Source organism: Nonomuraea glycinis, assembly GCF_014646515.1.
Taxonomy (GTDB): domain Bacteria; phylum Actinomycetota; class Actinomycetes; order Streptosporangiales; family Streptosporangiaceae; genus Nonomuraea; species Nonomuraea glycinis.
In genome coordinates, this window is record NZ_BMNK01000025.1 from 56,179 (window position 1) to 77,701 (window position 21,523).

Consider the following 21,523-nt stretch of genomic DNA (forward strand, 5'->3'; position numbering starts at 1 on the left):
GCTGCCAGCACGACAACCGAGGCGCGGGCAGCCTGCGCTCGAACCAGGTGAGGAATGACAGACATGCCGACCAGTACCGACACCGACTGCGTGATCCGCTTGGACTCGCTGTCCATGCTCTACCCGACGAAGTCCGGCGGGACCGTCCAGGCTCTCGACGACGTCTCCCTCAGCGTCCGAGCCGGTGAGTTCATCTCCATCGTCGGCCCCAGCGGTTGCGGCAAGAGCACGCTGCTGCGGATCATCATGGGCCTGTCCCGCCAGACCTCCGGACAGGTCACCTTCGGGCCGTCGGAGGACACCCACCGCAACCAGCTCGGGATGGTCTTCCAGCAGCCGCTGCTGCTGCCATGGCGCACCGTACGGAAGAACCTGCTGACGTCGCCGGACCTTCACCACGCCCGGGACGCCGCGACCCAAGCGAAGGCCGACGAGTTGCTGGTGATGCTCGGCCTGGAGGAGTTCGGCGACCGGTACCCCAACGAGCTGTCCGGCGGGATGCAGCAGCGGGTCGGGATCGGCCGCGCCCTGATGCACGACCCGCGCATCCTGCTCATGGACGAGCCGTTCGGCGCCCTCGACGCGATGACCCGCGACCAGATGGGACTGGACCTGCTGAAGATCTGGGACCAGGACCGCAAGACCGTGCTGTTCGTGACGCACAGCATCCCCGAGGCGGTGCTCCTCGCCGACCGCGTCGTGGTCATGACACCGCGACCCGGCCGGTTGGCGGACGTCGTCGAGGTCGCGCTCCCCCGACCGCGGCGGCTCGAGAACATCAACACGCCCGAGTTCGGCGAGATCGTCTTGAAGATTCGCAAGCTGCTCGACTCCGAGCACAGCGCCCACTAGGAGACCTGATGTCCACCAACACCAAGCGCCAGGCGGGCGCCCGAGAGGCACTCGCCGTCCCGGACGGCGAGACCGTACCGGTGGAGGCGCCCACGAGCTCGGACGCCCCGGTCCGACGCCGACGCCGCCGAGTACCGGAGATCACCTACAGCGTGCTGGTGTTCATCGGGCTGTTGGTGGTCTGGCAGGTCGTCGTGGAGATGTTCGACGTCTCCAACATCCTCGTCCCCGCGCCCTCGGCCGTCGCCGTCTCCCTGGTCGACGGCTTCCGGGACGGCAGCCTGGTGAGCCACTCGATCGTCACCATGAAGGAGATTCTGATCGGGTTCGGCATCGCGGTCGGCTCGGCGCTGGTCTCCGCGGTGCTCATCACCCAGTTCCGGACGGTGGAGCGCGTGCTCTTCCCGCTGCTCATCCTGACCCAGACCATCCCTAAGGTCGCCATGGCGCCTCTGCTGATCGTCTGGTTCGGCATCGGGATCAGCTCGAAGGTGCTGACCGTGGCCCTGATCGCGTTCTTCCCCCTCCTCATCAACGCCGTCCTGGGATTCCGGTCCGCCGCCCACGAGCAGGTCGAGATGCTCCGGTCCTTCGGCGCGTCCCGCATGCAGGTCATGCGGCACCTGCAGATCCCGTCGGCGCTTCCGCACATCTTCGCGGGGCTGGAGGTCGCCGTCATCCTGTCCGTGACCGGCGCCGTGGTCGCGGAGTTCGTGGGCAGCTCAGAAGGTCTGGGCTACCTGATCCAGGCGAGCAACTTCACCCTGGACGTGGCCAGGACCTTCGCGGTGATCGTCGTGCTGTCGGCCGTCGGCATCGCCCTGCACGCGGTCGTCGTGCAGCTCGGCAAGTGGCTGGTCTTCTGGACCGCCACCCCCACCAACGCCGCCAGCGAGGTCTGATCCATGACACGGGTACGCGACGGAATCAACGGCGGCACGCTCGGGACCTGGATCAAGCTTTCCAGCTCCGAGAGTGTCGAGATCATGGCCCACGCGGGCTTCGACTTCGTGGTCATCGACCTCGAGCACACGACAATGGACCTGGCCGCCGCCTCGACCCACATCGCGATGGCCCGCGCCCTCGGGGTGGACCCGCTCGTCAGGGTGCCTGACCACGGCCTCAGCGTGATCCAGCGGGTCCTGGACGCCGGCGCGGCCGGTGTGGTCGTGCCGCACGTCGACACGGTTCAGCAGGCCCGGGCGGTCGTGCGGGCCACCTGCTTCCCGCCGCGCGGCGACCGCGGGTCCGGCGGCACCAGTCGAGCGGGTCGCTGGGGGCAGCTGCCACGGGCGGACTACCTCGAGTACGGCAACGAGCAGGCCCTGTGCGTCGTCCAGCTCGAGAGCGAGGTGGCGATCAGGAACACGAGGGAGATCCTGGCCCTCGACGGCATCGATGCCGCGTTCGTCGGGACGGCCGACCTCTCGATGTCGATGGGCGTCGCGGCGGGAAGCGACGAGGTGGACCGGCTCGTCGCGTCCGCGCTGGCGGCTGCCGCCGCGGCAGGTGTTCCCATCGGCACCGCGTCCGCCACGAGTGACCAGGCCCGGGCCGCGCTGGCCCGGGGCTACGACTACGTGGTGGTCAGCAACGACACCTCGATCCTCGCCAGCGGAGGCCGGACGATCGTGAACGCACTGAAAGCGCCCGTCGCCGAGCGAGTCGCCCGATGAGCGCGCCACGTGTCGCCATCGTGACGGGCTCGAGCTCCGGGATCGGAGAAGGGATCGCCCGCGCGCTCGCGGCCGACGGCTTCACCGTCGTGGTGAACTCGGCCACCTCGGTCGACGCCGGTGAGCGGCTCGCGGCCCAGCTCCCGGGGGCGAGCTACGTCCAGGCCGACATAGCCGATCCCTCCGACGCCGTGCGCCTGGTGGAGACGGCCGTGGAGCGGCACGGCCGGCTCGACCTGCTGGTGAACAACGCCGGGGTGTCGCGACCCGTCCCTCACGCCGACCTGGATGCGATCACCGCTGACGACTGGCACCGGATCCTCGGCGTCAACGTCGTCGGGACGTGGCAGGTCTCCGTCGCCGCCGTGAAGGTCATGGAGCCCGGCGGCCAGATCGTCAACATCACCTCGGTGGGCGGCTCGCGCCCCCTCGGCAGCTCGATCCCCTACTCCGTCAGTAAGGCCGCGCTCGACCACCTGACGAGGCTGCTGGCCAAGGCCGTGGGTCCGGACGTCCGGGTGAACGCGATCGCCCCGGGGCCGCTCCAGACCCGACTGACCTCGGCCAGCCTCGCCACGCGGGCGGCGCGCACCGGGGCAATGACACCGCTGGGCCGGCTCGGGCAGCCATCCGACGTCGCAGCGATGGTCCTGGCGCTCATCAAGGTCCCCTTCGTCACCGGTGAGGTGATCAACGTCGATGGCGGCATCAACCTCGTCACCCACATGGACGCGCCTCGCAACGACGACGGCTGATCCGTCCCGGCCCTGCGCTCGGCAATGATCTGGAGCGCGGGCGGCCCTCAGCAGGGTGGCCAGTTGCGCAGGGCGGCGTCGGCCATGTCCTGGAGTTCGTCGCGGCCGACGCCGCCGGCGGCCTGCACGGCGATGCCGTAGGCCAAGGCGGTGACGTAGCGGGCGAGCAGTGCTGGGTTGGTCTCCGGCGGCAGGTCACCGTCATCGACGGCTCGTTCGAACCGTTCTCGGATGCGGGAGAAGCCGTTGTCGCGCCACGCGATGAGGAGGTCGCGGGCTCCACGGCTGGAGTCGCCGGTGGCCAGGGCGCCCTGGACGCCCAGGCACCCGTTGGGGCCGGTCGGTCGGGCGGTGGTGCGGACGGTGCCGGCGAAGATCGCGGTGACGACGCCGAGGGCGGTCGGCTCGTCCAAGGCTCGGCCCAGGTAGGCGCTCGGGCCCTCGGTATAGCGCTCCAGGGCCTTACGGAAGAGCTCCTCCTTGTTGCCGAAGGTGGCGTACATGCTGGTGGTGGAGATGCCCATCGCGTCGGTCAGGTTGGCCAGACTGGCCCCCTCGTAGCCCTGCTCCCAGAACACCAGCAGGGCGCGCTCGAGAGCCTCGTCGGCGTCGAATCCCCGTGGTCGGCCGATCGGGCGGCGCTGCCTGGCTTCCACCCCCGCAGTCTAACCCTTCTGCAGCGATCGATGCAGAAAATGTCACCTCCGGCTTCTGTATCAGGGGCGAGGGGTGACGAATTCGGGCTGGTCGAGCAGGCGGAGCCAGCTTCCGTCGGGCTGGCGCCTGACCACCTGCGCGCGGGCGCCCGCGTTGTCCTTCGGCGGGGTCGAGGTGAGCGCGATGTCGCCGCTGATCAGGGTGGGCAGCGGTTGCTCCTGCTCGAAGTGGGGCCGATTGGCCAGCACCTTCTCCCACAGGGCGCGGATCGCCTCCCGGCCCACCGTCCGGCCGCCGGGCGGGTAGGCCAGCACCGCGTCCTCCTCGTACAGTGCGGCGACGCCGGCCGCGTCGCCGGCGTTGGAGCGTTCGACGAACAGGCGGGTGATGTCCTCCGGCCGCATGGCCTTCGCGTACTCGGTCATGAGTTTCTCCAATCGTCCGGCCTCCAGGTTCGCGCCCCGGGCATCAGAAGTCCAACAGATGGTTCTACTAGAAACTACAATTGCCAGTTATGGATCTGAGGCAGCTCGAATACTTCGTCGCCGTCGCCGAGGAGCGCAACTTCACCCGGGCGGCCGAGCGCGTGCACATCAGCCAGTCCGGAGTCAGCGCCCAGATCCGCCAGCTCGAACGCGAGCTCGGCGCGGAGCTGTTCGACCGCTCGGCACGCACCGCCACCCTCACCGTCGCGGGCAAGGCCGCCCTCGAACACGCCCGCGCCGCGCTCGCCGCCGCCGTCGCGGTCGGCCGGTCCGTGGGCGAGGTGACCGGCCTGATCCGAGGCCGGCTCACCGTCGGGATGGTCACCGGCTGTACGATCACGCCGCTGTTCGACGCCCTGGCCGCCTTTCACCGGGCGCATCCCGGCGTGGAGCTCTCGCTGCAGGAGGACAACTCCGACCGCCTGATCGACGGGGTCCGCGCCGCCACCGTCGACCTGGCCCTCGTCGGCACCGCGACCGCCACCCCCGACGGCCTGGACGCGCTGACCATCATCAGCGAGCGGCTCGTCGCGGCGGTCCCCCGCGGGCATCCTCTGGCGACCCGGCGGCACCTCCGCCTGCGAGACCTGGCCGGCCACCCGATCGTGTGCATGCCGCCGGGCACCGGCCTGCGCACCGTGTTCGACCAGGCGTGCGCGGCGCGGCACGTGCAGCCGGTGGTCGCGCTGCAGGCCAGCGCCGCCGACGCCATCGCCGACCTGGCCGCCCGAGGGCTCGCCGTCGCCATCCTCAGCGAGTCGATGGCCGCCCGCTACGACGACCGGCTCACCGCCCTGACCATCGACGACGTCGACGCGCCCGCCCTGCTCGCCCTGGTCTGGAAGGGCACGCACAACCCCGCCCTGCGCGAACTGCTCGCGCACAGCCGGCAGGCGTTCGGCCCGCTCGGCTCGGCGGCGGCGGATGTGCCGAGGTAGCCGGTGACGACCGCACCGTGGGGTGGGCGGCTTCCTGCGGCGGGACCTCAGCCCTTGACGGCCTCCGCGATCCGCTGGGCGGCCTGGGCGGGCGTGAGGTGCGTGGTGTCGATGACCTCGGCCTCGGCGTGGAGCCAGGTGCGGGCCGCCTCGGCGTAGGGCTCAAGGTATTTGAGGCGGAATGGGGAGGGGCCAAGGAGAGTGTCCCCCTCGATGCGCCCGCGGAGGGTGTCCTGGTCGGCGTGGAGGACGAAGTGCCGTACCGGGATGCCATGGTGGGCGAGGCCGGTGCTGATCTCGCGCCAGTACCGCTCGACCAGGACGGTCATGGGGATCACCAGGGTGCCGCCGGTGTAGTCGAGCACGTGGCGGGCGGTCTCGACGACGAGCGGCCGCCACGGCGGCCAGTGCTGGAAGTTGTCCGTCGCCGGCAACCCGGGCGTGATGTCCATGAGCGTCACGCCGACCTTCTCGGCGTCGAACACCCGTGAATCCGGAAGCAGTCGCTGCACCAGCGGGCTGGTCGTCGTTTTGCCCGCGCCGTGGGTGCCGTTGAGCCATACGATCATGGGAGGTAACGCTAACGCCGTGCGGGCCGCGGGAGATCCGGATCCGTCCATTCCCCGACGCGCTGGGCCAAGCCGTTCAGGATGAGGGCCGGCCCGGCCTCGAACGCCGATTCGTGATCGATCGGCGGAAGGTCGGCCGCCTGGTCCGCGCTGTCGCCGAGGTCGGCGTCCGCCGCCGGCAGGCAGGAGGGCAGCCGTACATGACCTGCTCGGGACGCGCGGCGACACTAGCCGTCCTGGGCGGCCGCGGCCGTGTAGCGCCGTGCCAGGTCGCGCAGGAAGGTGCGCAGCTCGGGCGGTTCGAGCACCTCGAAGGGGATCTCAAGGGTGCTCAGGAACGCGGCCAGGTTGTGGAACGACTCGCCGCCGGTCTCCAGCACGCAGGCCTGCTCGCCGTCGGCGCGCAGCAGGCCGGCCGCCGGGGGCAGCCGCTCGAAGAGCGTCTCGTACGGCTCGTGCAGTCGTACGAGAGCCGGGTGCCGGTAGGCGGTCGAGCCCGCGCCGCGTACGACGTGGGCCGCGGCGTCGCCGCCCGGGGGCTCGCGCGGGGTGAAACGGGGGCCGTTCGGCGTGCGAGGGGTGATGCGGTCGGCGCGGAAGGTCCGCCAGTCGTCGCGGTCGGTGTCCCAGGCGAGCAGATACCACCGGCGGCCGGTGTAGACGAGCCGGTGCGGCTCTGCTGAGCGCGTGGTGATCGCCCCGTCGTGATTCTGGTAGTCGAAGCGCAGCCCCTCGTGGTCGCGGACGGCGGCGGCGATCACCGTCAGGGTCCCGGCGTCCACCATGGGGCCGCGGCCGGCGACCGACAGCGTGGCGGCCCGTACCGCCTCGATGCGGTGCCGCAGGCGGGCCGGCAGCATCTGCTGGAGCTTGGTGAGGGCGCGCAGCGAGGTCTCCTCGATGCCGGTCACGGTGCCGCCGGCGGCGGCGTGCAGGCTGACGGCCACCGCGACGGCCTCCTCGTCGTCGAGCAGCAGCGGAGGCAGCGCCGCACCCGCTCCGAGCCGGTAGCCGCCCGCCGTTCCCGTGACCGAGTGGATCTCGTAGCCCATGCCGCGCAGCCGTTCGATGTCGTTGCGCACCGTCCTGGTGGTGACATCGAGCCGGTCGGCCAGCTCGCGCCCGGGCCAGTCGGGGCGGGCTTGGAACAGTGAGAGCAGGCGCAGCAGGCGGACCGAGGTTTCCAGCATCGTCCAAGGATGCCGGACGAACCGGCGGCCATCCGCCGCGCGCGTACGGGTCCCAGCTCCGCCACACCATCCCTTAACGGGAGGCAACACCGTGACTCTGGCGGAACACGAACAGTTGCTATCTAGTCACACACGGCTGTGATGCCATGGGGCACAGGCGACCAGAAGGGTGACGGGATGAGCACGGGCGGTGGCGGAAACGGGCGCGTCTGGCCTCGGCAGGCCGTGGCGGTGGTCGGCGTAGGGTGCAGGCTTCCTGGCGGCATCGAAGACCTCGACGGCCTGTGGCAGGCCCTGCTGCGCGGCGACGACCTGGTCGGCACGGTGCCCCAGGACCGGTTCGAGGCGGAGCTGCACGTCGACGAGACCATCCCGAGGCCGGAAAGGAGTTACACCCGGGCAGGCGGCTTCCTGCGTGACGTCGCCGGCTTCGACGCCGCCTACTTCGGGATCTCCCCCAAGGAGGCCGCCTCGATGGACCCGCAGCAGCGGCTGCTGCTGGAGATGGCCGCCGAGGCGTTCGACGACGCGGGCATCGACCCGGGGCGCCTGGCCGGCAGCGACACGGCGGTGTTCGTCGGCATCTCCGACCCGTCCTACGGGGTGCTCCAGGCGCTGGAACGCGGCTCCATGGGCCCCTACAGCATGTCCGGGATGGCGCTGTCGATCGCCGCCAACCGGCTGTCGCACGTCTTCGACCTGCGCGGGCCGAGCATGAGCATCGACACCGCCTGCTCCTCCTCGCTGCAGGCGGTCGAGCGGGCCTGCCGTTCGCTCGCCGAGGGCTCCAGCCGGGTGGCCGTGGCCGGTGGCGTCAACGTGCTGCTCAGCCCCATGGGCTTCGTCGGTTTCAGCCAGGCGTCGATGCTGTCGCCGACCGGGCGGTGCCGCGCCTTCTCCGCCGACGCCGACGGGTTCGTCCGCGCCGAGGGCGGGGGCGTGATCGTGCTGAAGCAACTGGCCGACGCGCTCGCCGACGGCGACCGGGTGCACGCGGTGATCGTGGGCGCCGCCGCCAACAACGACGGCCACACCGTCGGGCTGGCCCTGCCCAACACCGACGCGCAGGAGGCGCTGCTGCGGCAGGTGTACCGCGAGGCCGGCATCGGGCCCGACGAGGTGGTGTACGTGGAAGCGCACGGCACCGGCACCCAGGCGGGCGATCCGGCCGAATGCCGGGCGCTGGGCCGCGCGCTCGGCACCGGCCGCTCGATCGGCGCGCTGCCGATCGGCTCGGTCAAGACGAACGTGGGGCATCTGGAGCCGGCCTCCGGCATGCCAGGGCTGTTCAAGGCGCTGCTGGTGCTCCGGCACCGGACGATCCCGGCGTCGTTGCACGCGGCCTCGCTCAACCCCGCCATCGACTTCGACGGCCTCGGGCTGAGCGTCGTCACCCGGCCGCGACCGCTGCCGGAGACGGGTGGGCGGGCGGTGGTGGGGGTGAACTCCTTCGGCTTCGGCGGCGCGAACGTCCACATAGCCCTGGCCGCCCCGCCCGGGTCAGCGGTCTCCGGGGCCGGTGACGAGGAGGTCGAGCGGGTCGCCGCGCACCCGGCCGTCCAGGAAGCCGTCCAAGAGGGCGTCCAGGAGGCCGAATCCGGTGGGCCGCTCCCCTTCGTGGTGTCGGCGCGCAGCGCGGGAGCGCTCGCCGAGGCGGTCGAACGGACCGCCGGGCACCTGGCATCGATCGCCGAGCGGGACTTCTACGACGCCGCCTACACCGCGACCCGCCGGCGCGCCCTCCACCGGCATCGCGCCGTGGTGCTCGCCGGCTCCGCGGCCGAGGCGGCCCGCGCCCTGTCCCACCTCGGCGCCGTCACCCCGGACGCCGAGCCCACCCCCGAGCCCCTCGATGTGCCCAAGGTGGTGGTCGGGGAGGTGGTGGAACTGGGGCGGGTGGCCCTGGTGTTCTGCGGCAACGGGTCGCAGTGGGCTGGGATGGGGGCGGATCTGCTGGCCGACGCGACGTTCCGGGCGGCCGTCGAAGCGGTGGACGCCGAGCTGACACCCCGCCTGGGCTGGTCCGTTCTGGAAGAGCTGATGGTGCCGGCGGAGCGGTGGCGGCTGTCGGCGACCGAGATCGCGCAGCCCCTGCTGTTCGCCGTACAGGTCGGGCTGGTGGAGATGCTCCTGGCGGCGGGCGTGCGGCCAGGGGCGGTGCTGGGGCACAGCGTGGGTGAGGTGGCCGCCGCGTACGCCTGCGGGGCGCTGTCGCTCGGTCAGGCGGCGCGGGTGGTCGCCGAGCGCGGTCTGGCGCAGGCCACGACGCGCGGGCAGGGCCGGATGGCCGCGGTCGGGCTGTCGGAGACGGCGGCCAGGCAGCTCCTGGCCGACTATCCGCAGGTGGAGGTCGCCGCGGTGAACTCCGACCGGGACGTCACCGTCGCCGGGCCGCAGGAGACGCTGAAGCAGCTGGGCGAGGACCTGGCCGGGCGGGCCGTGTTCTTCCGCGAACTGGACGTGGACTACCCCTTCCACAGCGCCGTCATGGACCCCCTGCGCGAGCCCCTGTGCGCGGCGCTGGCGGACCTGCGTCCGGCGCGGGCGCGGATCCCCATGGTGTCGACCGTGACAGGGGAAGTGCTGGAGGGCGAGGAACTGGACACGGCGTACTGGTGGCAGAACCTGCGCCGGCCGGTGCGGTTCGCGGCGGCGCTGCAGCGGGTGCTCGCCGACGGGTGCGATGTGCTGGTGGAGGTGGGCCCGCATCCGGTGCTGCAGACGTACCTACGCCGTGTCTCGGGCGCGGCCCGCGTCCGCACGGCGGTCGTCCCCACCCTGCGGCGCGCGGAGCAGCCGCGCACGGCGGTCGTGTCCGTGCCTGGGCGCGTGGAGCCTGGTGCGGTCCAGTCGCGCACGCCTGGGCGCGTGGAGCCCGGTGTGGCTCAGGTGCGTGCGGCGGTGGCTCGGCTTGTCGCGGTGGGGGTGGAGATCGACTGGGCGCGCTACTTTCCGCGGCGGGGCGTGGTGCGGGAGCTGCCGGCCTATCCGTGGCAGCGGCAGCGGCACTGGGCGGGTGGCCCGCTGTCCTGGGAGCACGTGATCGGTGACCCGGTGATCCAGCACCCGCTGCTGGGCCGGCGGCTGCCGACGCTCGAACCCTCCTGGCACGGGGAGATCGACCAGGCGCGGGTGCCCTGGGTCACCGACCACCGGGCGGGCGGGGCCGCGGTGATGCCCGCGACCGGGTACGTGGAGATGGCCCTGGCCGCCGGCCGGCTGGCGTCGCCGGAGGCCGGACCGGCGGTGGAGGTGGACCGGATCGGGATCAGCCGTGCGCTGGTGGTGCCGGGGCCGAGCGCGGAGACGGTGTTCGTACAGACGTCGCTGTCGGAGACGGGCACGATCACGGTGGCCAGCGTGTCGCCGCGAGGGCAGGGCGCGCGGGAGCATTTCCGGGCCCGGGTGCGGCCGCTGCTGCGCCAGGCTCCGCCGCCGCTGGACGTGGCCGGGCTGAGGGCCCGCGTCAGCGATCCGGTGGACGTGCCCGGCTACTACGCGCGGGCGGCCGAGGGGCGCATGGTGTGGGGCCCGAGGTTCCGGGTGTTGACGGAGCTGTGGGCGGGCCAGGGTGAGGTGCTGGGCGCGTACGCGTGCCCGGATCAGCGGGACGAGCGTTACCAGGCGCATCCGGTGGTCCTGGACAGCGCGCTGCAGGCGGGGGTGCTGTGGCTGGTGGACGCGCTGCGCTCGGGGACCGGGTACATGCCGGCGGCGATCGGGGCGGTCCGGCTGTGGGGCAGGCCCGATCCGGAGGGATTCGTACATGTTCGTGAGCGTTCCAGCCAGGCTGAGGAAGTGTGCTGGGACATCACGGTGGCCGGCGTGGACGGCCGGGTGGCGGCCGAGATGGAGGGCGTCAGGCTGCGCCGGATGCCCGGCGTCCACGCCACCCAGGTCAGCCGCTACCACGTGGAGCTGCGAGCCGCGCCCCGGCCCGGCGAACCAGCCGGCGCCTGGCCGGCGCCCAGCCCCGAGCGGCTCCTCGCCGGCGCGTCCGACCGGCTCGCCGACGTGCGGGCGCGCTGGCGGGAGCTCGGCCATCCCGCGTACGCGGCCCGGCTGGAAGAGACCTTCGCCCGTACGCTGCACGCCGCGCTGGCGGAGTTGACCGGCGACGTCACGCCCGATCTCACCGTCGACACCCTGCTGGCCACCGGCCAGGAGTCGCACCACCGGCGGATGCTCCGGGCGTCCCTCCCCCTGCTGGAACGGCACGGCCTCCTGCAACGCCTGGACGAGCAGCACGTACGACTGACCCCACCGACCCGGCCGGACGAGGGACACGGCGAGGCGCAAGAGCGGGCGTACGGTGAGTTGGTTCGTGGGGGGACTTCGTTCGTGGCGCAGACCGCGCTGGCGGTGCGGGGTGGGCTGCATCTGCGCGAGTTGCTGCGCGGGGAGCGGTCCGCGGCCGATGTGCTCGGGGCCGGGGGCGGCGCGGAGCTGCTGGAGCAGTTCCACGACATCGGGCCGGTCAGCCTGTTCGGTAACCGGATCGCGCGGGCGATCGTGGAGCAGGTCGTCCGGGCGTGGCCCGCCGACCGGCCGCTGCGGATCCTGGAGGTCGGCGCGGGAACGGGTGGCACCACCGCCGCGCTGCTGCCGGTCCTGCCCGCCGACCGCACCCGATACACGGTGACCGACGCCGCCGAACCGGCGCTGGCCCGGCTGCGGCAGCGCCTGGCCGGGGTGGACTTCGTCGACTACGCCCTGCTCGACCTGGACGACGGCATCGGGGAGCAGGGCGGGTACGACCTGGTGGTGGCGGCCGGCTGCCTGCATCTGGCCCGCGACCTGACCGCCGCCCTGCGCGGGCTCGCCGCGCTCCTCGCGCCCGGTGGCAAACTGCTTGTCGCCGAGCCGCACCGGGTGGAGCCGCTGCTGCCGCTCCTGGGGCTGATGCCCGACTTCTGGGACTTCGACGACCTCACGGTACGCCCGGACTCACCGCTGCTGTCCCGGGAGAGGTGGCCGGAGCTGCTGTCCGCGGTCGGCTACACCGACATCGTCCAGGCGGGCCCCGAGGACGACCCCGCCTTCTCGGTGATGCTGGCCACGGCCCCTGACAGCGCGCTCCTCGACCTCGGCTCGACGCGAGCCGAGCAGGTGCTGCCGACCGCCGCGATCCCCCGGCCGCTGCTGCCGGATGTCGCGGCCGGTGAGGTGTGGATCGTCGCCGACGAGGACGATCGGGACTGCCTCGCCGCCACCCTGGGGTCGGTGCTGGAACGGCGCGGCGCCCACGTGCGCCTGTCGCCGCTCGGCGACGATCCCACCGGCTGGGCCGCCATGGTGCCCGCCTCCGCCCGAGCCGTGACGTTCGCGCTCGTCCTGGGTGACGCGGCCGAAGGCGAGGAGGCCGAGGGGGTCGTCGAGCAGATCACCCGGCGGGCCGCGGCGCTGCGCGCCATCACGCTGGCCTGCGAGGAGCTTCCCCAGGACCTGCGGGTCGCGCTGTGGCTGGTGAGCCGTCCGTGCGGGGCGCTGCCCGAGCCGGGGACGGCCGGCGTGCCCGTCCACCCGCAGGACGCCGCCACCTGGGGGACGACGCGCACGCTGGGCAACGAGCAGCCCCGCCTCGACATCCGGCGCGTGTGCCTGCACCGCACCGGTGACGCCGCGCACGACGCGACCCGGCTGGCCGCCGAGCTGCTGTCGCCGGGTGAGGAGGACGAAATCCTCCTCACCCGGCAGGGACGCTTCACACCACGCCTGGTCAAGACGGACGAGCACACGGTCCCCGCAGAGGCGGACACCGCCTACCGGCTCACCGTGCGCGACCCCGGCCTGTCGTACGGCCTGGCCTGGGAGCGGACGGAGCCGCCCACGCCGGGGCCGGGCCAGGCGCTGGTCGAGGTGCGGGCGATCGGGCTGAACTACCGCGACGTGATGCGCGCAGTCAACCTGCTGCCGTCCGAGGCCGTCGAAGCCGTCTTCGGCGGTCACGAGCTGGGGCTGGAGTGCGCCGGGACCGTCACCGCCATCGGGCCGGGCGTCACCGCGTTCCGGCCCGGCGACCGGGTGGCGGCGGCCGGGCCTGTCGGGTTCGGCAGCCACGCGCTGATCGAGGAGTGGGTGACCATGCCCGTCCCCGACGGCGTCACCTTCGAACAGGCCGCCACCCTGCCCATGGCGTTCGCCACCGTGTTCCACTCCCTGCACCACTGCGCGCGGATCAAGGCGGGCGAGACCGTCCTGGTGCACGGCGGCGCGGGCGGTGTCGGCCTGGCCGCGCTGGAGTACGCGCGGTTCGCCGGCGCCCAGGTGATCGCCACAGCCGGCACCCCCGCGAAACGCGACCTGCTGCGCGCCCTCGGGGCCGCCCACGTGCTGGACTCACGCAGCCTCCGCTTCGCCGAGCAGATCAGGGACCTGACCGGGGGGCAGGGCGTGGACATCGTGCTCAACTCGCTGGCCGGCGAGGCCATCACCCGCAGCCTGGAATGCCTGCGGCACGGCGGCCGGTTCATCGAGCTGGGCAAACGCGACATCTATGAGAGCAGACACCTGCCGCTGCGCCCCTTCGGCGACAACATCGCGTTCTTCGGCGTGGACATCGGCACCCTGATGTGGAAGAACCCGGCCCAGATCGCCGAGCAGGCACAGCCCCTCGCCCAGGCCGTGGCTCACCTCCCCGTCCTGCCGCACACGGCCTACCCGGCCGAGCGGGTCGCCGACGCCTTCGCGCTGATGCGGCACTCCCGGCACGTCGGCAAGGTCGTCGTCTCACTCGACCCCCGCGACGAGCCGGTCATGGTACGGACCCGCCCCGCCCGGCCGCACCCGAGCCCCGACGGCACGTACCTGGTCACCGGTGGCCTGACGGGGTTCGGCGCGGCCACGGCCCGCCATCTGGCCCGCGCCGGGGTCCGGCGGCTGGCGCTGGTCGGCCGCCGGGGCGCCGGCACGCCCGAGGCCCCCGCGCTGCTGGAGGAGCTCAAGGCGCTGGGCGCGGAGGCGCGGGCGTACGCCGCCGACGTCGCCGACCGCGACGCCATGCGCGCGATCCTGCGCGAGCTCGGCGAGAGCGGCCACCCGGTGCGCGGCGTCGTGCACGCCGCCATGCACCTCGACGACGCCGCGCTGGTCGACCTGTCCGACGACCGGATCCGGGCGGTCCTGCGCCCCAAGGTGGCCGGCGCGCTGGTCCTGGACGAGCTCACCAGGGACCTGCCTCTGGAGGCGTTCGTGCTGTACTCGTCGCTGACCACGATCGGCAACATCAGCCAGTCGCCGTACGTGTCCGCGAACCTGTTCCTGGAGGCGCTGACCCGCAGGCGGCGGGCGCAGGGCCGGCCCGCGCTCGCGGTCGGCCTCGGCGCGCTCGCCGAGACCGGGGTCCTGGCGGGCAGCACGCAGGCCCAGGCGCTGGCCCGGCTCGGCATCGAGTCGATGGCCCCCGGCCGGGCGCTGGCCGCCGTGGACGACCTGCTCGGCGAGCGGGCCGACGTGGCGATGGTGGGCCGCTGCGACTGGGCCCGGCTCCGGCGGATGCTTCCCGGCCTGCGCCGGCCGTGGCTGTCGGCGGTGCTCCCGCCGGGCGCGGACCAGAGCCTCGGCACCACCGACCTGCTGCCGATGCTGGCGGCGATGACCGGCGAGGAGGCGCACGCGTACATCGTCGGGCAGATCACCGCGCTGCTGTCCACCGTCCTGCTCATCCCCGCCGACGAGCTCGCCCCCGACCGGCGCCTCGACGAGTACGGCCTGGACTCGCTGATGGCCACCGAGCTGCTGCTGTCCATGCGGCACCAGTTCAACGTGGACATCCCGCCCATGGAGCTGATCCGTGGCGCCGGGACGGTCGCCGACATCGCCTCGACGGTGCTCCTCCACCTCGGGCTGCAGACCGCGCACCAGGCCTCCTAAGGAGATCGCCATGAGCACGATCCATACCCGGCTGGCCGGGGTGGCCGCCCATCTGCCCGAGACGACGATGACCACGGCGGAGCTGGAGGACCGGCTCGCCGCGCGCAACCCCGGCCTGGAGCTGCCCAGGGGTGTCATCCACAACGGCAGCGGGGTGCGCCGCAGGCACCTCGCCGCGCCGCACGAGAAGCCCTCGGACCTGGCCGTCCACGCCGCCCGCCGGCTGCTGGCCGAGCACGACCTGCGCGCGCACGATCTCGACCTGATCGTGTTCACCGGGGTGTCGGTCGACCTCATCGAGCCCGCCACCGCCCACATCGTGGCGGCGAAGCTCGGCGCGAGCTGCCCGGTGTTCGACGTGCGCAACGCCTGCAACAGTGTGCTGAACGCGATCGAGGTGGCCGAGGCGTTCATCGCCGCGGGCCGCTACCGGCGGATCCTGATCTGCTGCGGCGAACTGCCCTCCGCGTTCATGCCGTGGACGCTCCCCAGCGCGGAGGAGTTCTTCACCGTCGGCGCGGCGTACACGGTGTCCGACGCCGGGGCCGCGCTGCTGCTGGAGGCCGCGACGACGCCGGGGGTGCTCGGTCACCGGTTCGCCGCCCACTCCCCCGGCTGGGACGCGGCGGTGGTGCCGCTGCTGAACATGACCAGCGATCCGGCGGCGGACTGGCCGGCCCTCCGGCCGCTCACCGTGGACGGGTTCAAGCTGGCGCGCGGCATCGAGAGGACCGACCACGGCGTCTTCCTCAAGCCGCTCGGCGAGCTCGGCCTGACCTGGGACGATTTCGCGGCCATCTGCGTGCACCAGGCGTCGCTGCCCGCGCTGTGGAAGTTCTGCGACCACGTCGGGATCCCGCAGGGCAAGGTCGTCGTCACCATCGCCCGGCACGGCAACCTCGTCGCGGCCACGCTGCCCGTCCAGCTCGCCGAGGCGGTCGCGGCCGGGCGGGTGCGGCGTGGTGACCTGGTCGCGCTGGTGGGCCTGGCCAGCGGGTTCAGCGCCGGCATCGTCGTGGTGCGGTGGTGACGCCGGTGCCGCCGGTGCCGCCCGACACCGTCCCGCCGGTCAGCGAGCTCCTCACCCGGGCCGAACGCTGGGTCCTCGACCGGCCCGGCGCCGTCGCCTGCCAGGTCGGCGGCCGGCGCCCCGAGGCCGTCAGCTACGCGGAGACGGCCCGCTCGGTGCGGGAGACCACGGCCGCCCTGGCCCATGCCGGGGTACGGCACGGCACGCGGACCGTGGTGCTGGTGTTCCCGGGCGTGGAGCTCGGGGTGCTGGCGCTGTCGCTGCTGCGGCTGGGCGCGGTGCCGGTGATGGTCGATCCGGGCCTGCCGTACGCCGCCGTCCGGCGCTGCCTGGACCGGGCCGCCCCCGAGGTCTTCATCGGCGTCCCGCGCGCCCAGCTGGCCCGGCTGGCCCTGGGCTGGGGCCGGCGCAGCAGCCGCGTCACGATCACGGTCGGCCCGCGCCGCCTGTGGCCGGGCCGGACCCTCGCCTCCTTACGGTCCGCCGCGAACCGACAACCCAGACACCCCCCGAAAACCACCGCAGCGAACCCGCCGCCGTCAGCCTCTTCCACGCCGCCGTCGGCCGGCTCGGCGCCGCACTCTGCCGATTCGGCGCTGTCCGGTGAGGTGGTGCGGTGGCGGAGGCCCGCGCCGGACGATCTGGCGTTGATCGCCTACACGTCCGGCTCCACCGGGCCGCCCAAAGGGGTGCCGCTGCGGCACCGGCAGCTGACCGCGCAGCTCGACCTGCTCAGCGGGCTTGAGGCCGTCCGGCCAGGCACGCCCGTGCTGTCCACGTTCATCCCGTTCGCCCTGGGCGCGGCGGCGCTCGGCGCGACCGCCGTGCTCCCGGACCTGGACCCGAGGCGCCCGATCCGGGCCAGCCCGGCGGCCCTGGTCGCCGACGTCCAGCGGTACGGCGTGACGAGCGTGTTCGCCGCCCCCGCCCTGCTGGACCGGCTGGCCCGGCACTGCGTCGCACGGGGCGTGGTGCTCGGCACGGTGGAGAGCGTGCTGGTCGCGGGCGCGCCGCTGCCGCTGCCGACACTTCAACGGATGCGCGCCTGCCTGCCCGCCGGCGCGCGGGTGCTGTCGGTGTACGGCGCCACCGAGTGCCTGCCGGTCGCCGCCATCGAGGGCCGCGGCCTGGCCGCCGGGCACACGGCGTCCCCGGGGACGGGCACCTGCCTGGGCCTGCCGGTGCCGGGCGCCGAGGTCCGCGTCATCGGCGTCACCGACGGCCCGATCGGGCGGTGGAGCGATGACCTGCCCGTGCCGCCCGGCGTGGTCGGGGAGATCGTCGTCGCCTCCTCCGCCGTCAGCGACCCTTACCTCGACGATCCCGAGGCCACCGCGCTGGCCCGGATCCACGACGAGGGCCGGGTCTGGCACCGCATGGGCGATCTCGGCCACCTGGACGAGCAGGGGCGGCTCTGGTTCGCCGGCCGTAAGTCCGAACGGGTCCGTACCCGCGACGGCGACCTGTGCACCGACCACGTCGAGTCCCTGCTCGCCGGGCTGCCGGGAGTGCGCCGTACCGCGCTGGTGGGCGTCGGCCCGGTCGGCGCTCAGCGTCCCGTGCTGGTGGTGGAGCGGGAGCCGGGCGCCCGGCGCGCCCGCGTGCGCGCCGCCGTCCTGGAGGCGGCCGGTAGGGACATCCGGGACGTGCTGTTCCACCGCGACTTCCCGGTGGACGCCCGGCACAACAGCAAGATCCGCCGAGGGGTGCTCGCCGCCTGGGCCGCCCGGCGGTGGCGCGGGGGGTGGCGATGAAGGTCCTGGTGACGGGCGGCGGCGGCTTCCTCGGCCTGGCCGTGTGCCGGCGCCTGGCCGCCCGCGGCGACACCGTGCACACCCTGCACCGCCACTACCACCCCGAGTTGGGCGCGCTCGGCATCGTCCAGCATCTGGCCGACATCCGGGACCGGACGGCGGTGCGGGACGCGGTCAGCGGCTGCGAGGCCGTCGTGCACTGCGCCGCCAAGGCCGGCGCGCACGGCCCGGACCGCGAATTCCAGGAGATCAACGTGTACGGCACCCGCAACGTGCTGGACGCCTGCGCGCGCACCGGCGCACGGCTGGTCCACACCTCCTCCCCCAGCGTGGTGCACGCCGGGGAAGATCTGGAGGGAGTGGACGAATCCATCCCCTACCCCCGGCACTTCCCGGCGGCCTACCCACGCACCAAGGCCCTGGCCGAAAGGCAGGTCCTGGCCGCCGCCGTGCCCGCCGTCGCGCTGCGCCCGCATCTCGTCTGGGGTCCCGGCGACCCGCACTTCCTGCCGAGGTTCGCGGCCAACCGGCACCGGCTGTGGCTGCTGGGCGGCGCCGACAAGACCATCGACACCGTCTACGTCGACAACGCCGCCGAGGCCCACGTGCTGGCCCTGGACCGGCTGCACGCGGGCTCGCCGCTGTGCGGCCGGGCGTACTTCATCACCCAGGGCGAGCCGTGCGGGTTCGGCGTCTGGGTCAACGCGTTGCTGAACGCGGCCGGGCTGCCGCCGGTGCGCCGCCGGCTGCCGGTCCGCCCGGCGCGGCTGGCGGCCGGGCTCCTGGAGCGCGGCTACGGCCTGGCCCAGGCCATGGGGCTGCGCGGCGAGCCGCCGCTGACCAGGTTCCTGGTGGAGCAGGCGTCCACCGCGCACTGGTTCGACATCTCCGCCGCCCGCCGCGACCTCGGCTACCGGCCGCGCGTCAGCATGGCCGAGGGCCTGGCCCGCCTCACCGCCCACCTCTCGGAGGCCGCCCGGTGACCCCGTTCCCCGGCTATCCCTTCACCTCTCACTGGTACGACCACCCCACCGGCCTGCGCCAGCACTACCTGGACGAGGGGACGGGCGCGCCGGTGCTGTTCCTGCACGGCAACCCCTCGTGGAGTTATCTGTGGCGGCGGCCGATCCTGGCGCTGCGGGACCGCTACCGGTGCCTCGCCCCGGACCACATCGGCATGGGCCTGTCGGACAAGCCCGCCGCCGACCGCTATCGGCACACCCTCGCCTCGCGGGTCGACGACCTCGACGCCCTGACCACCCACCTCATCGAGGACCGAGGCGTCCCCGACCACGGCTGGACGCTGGTCATGCACGACTGGGGCGGGCCGATCGGCATGGCGTGGGCCGGCCGTCACCCCGACCGCGTCGCCCGCCTGGTCGTTCTCAACACCGCCGCCTTCCCGAACCCGCACGGCGAGCGCGTCCGTCCCGAACTGCGACTGCCGCTCTGGCTGCTGCGCCGCACCCCGCTCGGGGCCCGGCTGTTCCTGCGGCACAACGCCTTCGCCCGCGGGGCCACCTGGCGGCCGCTCGGCGTGCGCCGCCGCATGCCCGCCGCCGTGCGCGCGGCGTTCCTGGCCCCGTACGCCCGGCCCGAGCACCGGCTCGCCATCCAGCTCTTCGTGCACGACATCCCGCTGACCCCGCAGGACCCGGCCTGGCCGATCCTGCGGGACACGGGCCGGGCGCTGGACCTGTTCGCCGATCGGCCGGTGCTCATCGGGTGGGGGCTGCGCGATCCGGTCTTCGACCCGGCCATGCTCGCCGAGTGGCGCCGCCGCCTGCCCCGGGCCCGTACCCACGTCTACCGCCGCGCGGGCCACTACGTGCTGGAGGACGTCCACGAGCACCTCGTCCCGGCGATCTGCGACTTCCTCTGGGACACCGCCTGAGCCGATTTTTCAGCGACTCAGCCAATCCTCCAGGCGGATCGCACCCAGGCGGGCGTCGGCTCCGACGGGGACGATGGTGTGCTCCTCCAGCTTCGCGCCGAAGTAGGTCGCCTCGGGGTCGCCGATCACCTGGCGTGGATCTCGCCAGGCGCTCAGGGCCGTCCGGACGCATTCGTCGAACGGCATCCGGCGCGGGCCGGCCACCTCGACCGTGCCGTTCAGCGGCGGCCCGGCGGCGACCTCGGACACCGCGTGGGCGACGTCCTCGGCGGCGATGGGCTGGAACGGCGCGGCCGGCACCTGGACCGTGTCCCCCTCGGTGGCGCCGTCGGCGATGCTCTTGATGAACTCGAAGAACTGCGTCGCGCGGACGATCGAGTAAGGGATCGAGGATTCCTTGATCATCTTCTCCTGCGCTACCTTCGCGCGGAAGTATCCGTTCTCGGGCGAGCGCTCGATGCCCACGATGGAGAGCGCGACATGGTGCCGCACGCCCGCCTCCGCCTCTGCCGCGAGGAGGTTGCGGGTCGAGGTGGTGAAGAACTCCAGCACCGCCTTGTCCTCGAACGACGGCGAGTTCGACACGTCGACGACCACCTGGGCGTTCGCGAGCGCGTCGGCCAAGCCCTCACCGGTGAGGGTGTCGACCCCCGAGCGGGGAGAGGCCGGCACCACCTCGTGTCCTTGCCCGCGAAGCTCGTCCACCACCTTCGTGCCGATGAGCCCGGTGCCCCCGATGACCACGATCTTCATCTCGTCTTCCTTCGGTAGGTATGGTTGTCAGGACGGCCGTGCGGCTCGCAGATGCGCACGCAGCGCCAGCTCCTGCTCGTCGACCAGGACGAGCATGGGCTTGCCCGGCGCGCAGAGCATGGTGACGGTGAAGCGGAGCCGCGAGTCCGGCCGGTTGTTGCCGTCCTGGTAATGATTGTCGCCGTTGTGGCCATAGATGGTGTGCTCGCCGACATGGAAGATCTCCCAGCCGAGTGCCCACGCGTCGCCGTGTGCGGTGATCGGGGACATTCGCATGTGCTCGGTCCGCATGGCATGGATGGTCTCGGTGCCGAGCACGCCGCCGTCGTCGCACAGGTGGCCGCGGGCGAAGGTGAGCAGGTCGCGTGCGGTCATCGTCAGTGCGGAGCCCGCGGGCGCGAGGGAGCGGGGCAGCGCCCAGACTCCGGCCGGCTGGGGAGAATCTTCGGGTCCTGACGGAAAGTGGCCGACCGCGGCCCGGTGCAGGATGGCTTCCTCCGCGTCGGTGGCGGTGTACGCGAGTTCCAGCGGCTGGATGAGGTGTTCGCGTAGGCACTGGATGTACGGTTTGCCGCGGAGGATTTCGATGATCCGGCCGATCACGACATATCCGGCGTTGTTGTAGGAGAACAGTTCGCCCGGTTCGAAGAGTTGGGGTGTCTCGCCGAGCAGCTCGACGTACCGAGCGATGGCGTCGTCGCCGCGACCGGTGTCGGTGAATCGGTCTCCCTCGAACCCCGCGGTGTGGCACAGCAGTTGACGGGTGGTGATCAGCGCGGCCGCGGACTCGTCCGTCAGCCGGAATTCCGGCAGGTAAGCGCGGACGGGCCGGTCGAGGTCGAGTTTTCCGTCCTCGACCAGTTGCAGTGCCAAGGTGGCCGTCCAGACTTTGGAGATGGAACCGATCTGGAAGAGCGAATCGGTGGTCACCGGAACGCCAGTGCGGGTGTTGAGCACGCCCGCGGCGCGTTCCAGGAGTTCCCCGTTCGCGTACACGCCGATGACCGCCCCTGGCACCCGGTGCTCGGCGATCAGTTCGGGGAGCCGTTCGCCGAGCCAGTCCGCCACAGTGGCGAGTTTCATCATTTTTCGTCCTTT

General features: G+C 72.8%; 16 protein-coding genes. 10 read left to right on the forward strand and 6 right to left on the reverse strand.

The window, feature by feature from the left end; genetic code table 11:
- The first annotated feature begins 63 nt into the window (after positions 1-63).
- The 4 genes from IEY87_RS42840 to IEY87_RS42855 are packed head-to-tail and all read left to right on the forward strand — an operon-like array spanning position 64 to position 3,283.
- Positions 64-852: an ABC transporter ATP-binding protein gene (locus IEY87_RS42840; protein ID WP_189144626.1), complete on the forward strand. Its 789-nt coding sequence runs from the start codon at positions 64-66 to the stop codon at positions 850-852.
- Positions 853-860: 8 nt separating this feature from the next.
- Positions 861-1,754: an ABC transporter permease gene (locus tag IEY87_RS42845; protein ID WP_189144627.1), complete on the forward strand. Its 894-nt coding sequence runs from the start codon at positions 861-863 to the stop codon at positions 1,752-1,754.
- A 3-nt stretch (positions 1,755-1,757) separates the two neighbouring features.
- Positions 1,758-2,528: an HpcH/HpaI aldolase family protein gene (locus tag IEY87_RS42850; RefSeq protein ID WP_189144628.1), complete on the forward strand. Its 771-nt coding sequence runs from the start codon at positions 1,758-1,760 to the stop codon at positions 2,526-2,528.
- The gene (locus IEY87_RS42855) at positions 2,525-3,283 is read left to right on the forward strand and encodes an SDR family NAD(P)-dependent oxidoreductase (protein WP_189144629.1); all 759 of its coding nucleotides are present in this window, start codon (positions 2,525-2,527) and stop codon (positions 3,281-3,283) included. The genes IEY87_RS42850 and IEY87_RS42855 overlap by 4 nt, the downstream gene beginning before the upstream one ends.
- A 47-nt stretch (positions 3,284-3,330) precedes the next feature.
- On the opposite strand, the gene IEY87_RS42860 is transcribed toward IEY87_RS42855, so the two are convergent.
- Positions 3,331-3,939, reverse strand: a complete 609-nt coding sequence (locus tag IEY87_RS42860; RefSeq protein ID WP_189144630.1) for a TetR/AcrR family transcriptional regulator — start codon at positions 3,937-3,939, stop codon at positions 3,331-3,333.
- Positions 3,940-3,999: 60 nt separating this feature from the next.
- Entirely contained in the window at positions 4,000-4,365 is a 366-nt protein-coding gene (locus IEY87_RS42865; protein WP_189144631.1) for a YybH family protein, read from the reverse strand.
- An 89-nt stretch (positions 4,366-4,454) separates the two neighbouring features.
- Here IEY87_RS42865 and IEY87_RS42870 point away from each other — a divergent pair, with 89 nt between their 5' ends.
- A complete protein-coding gene (locus IEY87_RS42870; protein ID WP_189144632.1) occupies positions 4,455-5,363 on the forward strand; it encodes a LysR family transcriptional regulator in 909 nt (302 codons plus the stop codon).
- Positions 5,364-5,410: 47 nt separating this feature from the next.
- Here the strand turns inward: IEY87_RS42870 and IEY87_RS42875 are convergent, their stop codons facing one another.
- Complete coding sequence (locus tag IEY87_RS42875) at positions 5,411-5,932, reverse strand: nucleoside/nucleotide kinase family protein (RefSeq protein WP_189144633.1); 522 nt, start codon at positions 5,930-5,932, stop codon at positions 5,411-5,413.
- Positions 5,933-6,159: 227 nt separating this feature from the next.
- Positions 6,160-7,122: a helix-turn-helix transcriptional regulator gene (locus tag IEY87_RS42880; RefSeq protein ID WP_189144634.1), complete on the reverse strand. Its 963-nt coding sequence runs from the start codon at positions 7,120-7,122 to the stop codon at positions 6,160-6,162.
- Between the two features lie 177 nt (positions 7,123-7,299).
- Between IEY87_RS42880 and IEY87_RS42885 the strand changes: the two genes are divergently transcribed.
- Genes IEY87_RS42885 through IEY87_RS42905 form a run of 5 tightly spaced genes read left to right on the forward strand, consistent with a single transcriptional unit; the run spans position 7,300 to position 19,672 of the window.
- A complete protein-coding gene (locus tag IEY87_RS42885) occupies positions 7,300-14,994 on the forward strand; it encodes a type I polyketide synthase (RefSeq protein ID WP_189144635.1) in 7,695 nt (2,564 codons plus the stop codon).
- Between the two features lie 10 nt (positions 14,995-15,004).
- Positions 15,005-16,024, forward strand: a complete 1,020-nt coding sequence (locus IEY87_RS42890; RefSeq protein ID WP_225277271.1) for a 3-oxoacyl-ACP synthase III family protein — start codon at positions 15,005-15,007, stop codon at positions 16,022-16,024.
- Positions 16,021-17,778, forward strand: a complete 1,758-nt coding sequence (locus IEY87_RS42895) for a fatty acid CoA ligase family protein (RefSeq protein ID WP_189144636.1) — start codon at positions 16,021-16,023, stop codon at positions 17,776-17,778. Before IEY87_RS42890 ends, IEY87_RS42895 begins: the two co-directional genes overlap by 4 nt.
- The gene (locus IEY87_RS42900) at positions 17,775-18,761 is read left to right on the forward strand and encodes an NAD-dependent epimerase/dehydratase family protein (protein WP_189144637.1); all 987 of its coding nucleotides are present in this window, start codon (positions 17,775-17,777) and stop codon (positions 18,759-18,761) included. The genes IEY87_RS42895 and IEY87_RS42900 overlap by 4 nt, the downstream gene beginning before the upstream one ends.
- Entirely contained in the window at positions 18,758-19,672 is a 915-nt protein-coding gene (locus tag IEY87_RS42905; RefSeq protein ID WP_189144638.1) for an alpha/beta fold hydrolase, read from the forward strand. Before IEY87_RS42900 ends, IEY87_RS42905 begins: the two co-directional genes overlap by 4 nt.
- A 9-nt stretch (positions 19,673-19,681) precedes the next feature.
- On the opposite strand, the gene IEY87_RS42910 is transcribed toward IEY87_RS42905, so the two are convergent.
- Both IEY87_RS42910 and IEY87_RS42915 read right to left on the reverse strand, forming a co-directional pair.
- Entirely contained in the window at positions 19,682-20,425 is a 744-nt protein-coding gene (locus IEY87_RS42910) for an SDR family oxidoreductase (RefSeq protein ID WP_189144639.1), read from the reverse strand.
- A gap of 27 nt (positions 20,426-20,452) precedes the next feature.
- Positions 20,453-21,511 (reverse strand): serine hydrolase, encoded by a 1,059-nt coding sequence (locus IEY87_RS42915; RefSeq protein ID WP_189144640.1) that lies wholly within the window; start codon positions 21,509-21,511, stop codon positions 20,453-20,455.
- Positions 21,512-21,523: the final 12 nt, after the last annotated feature.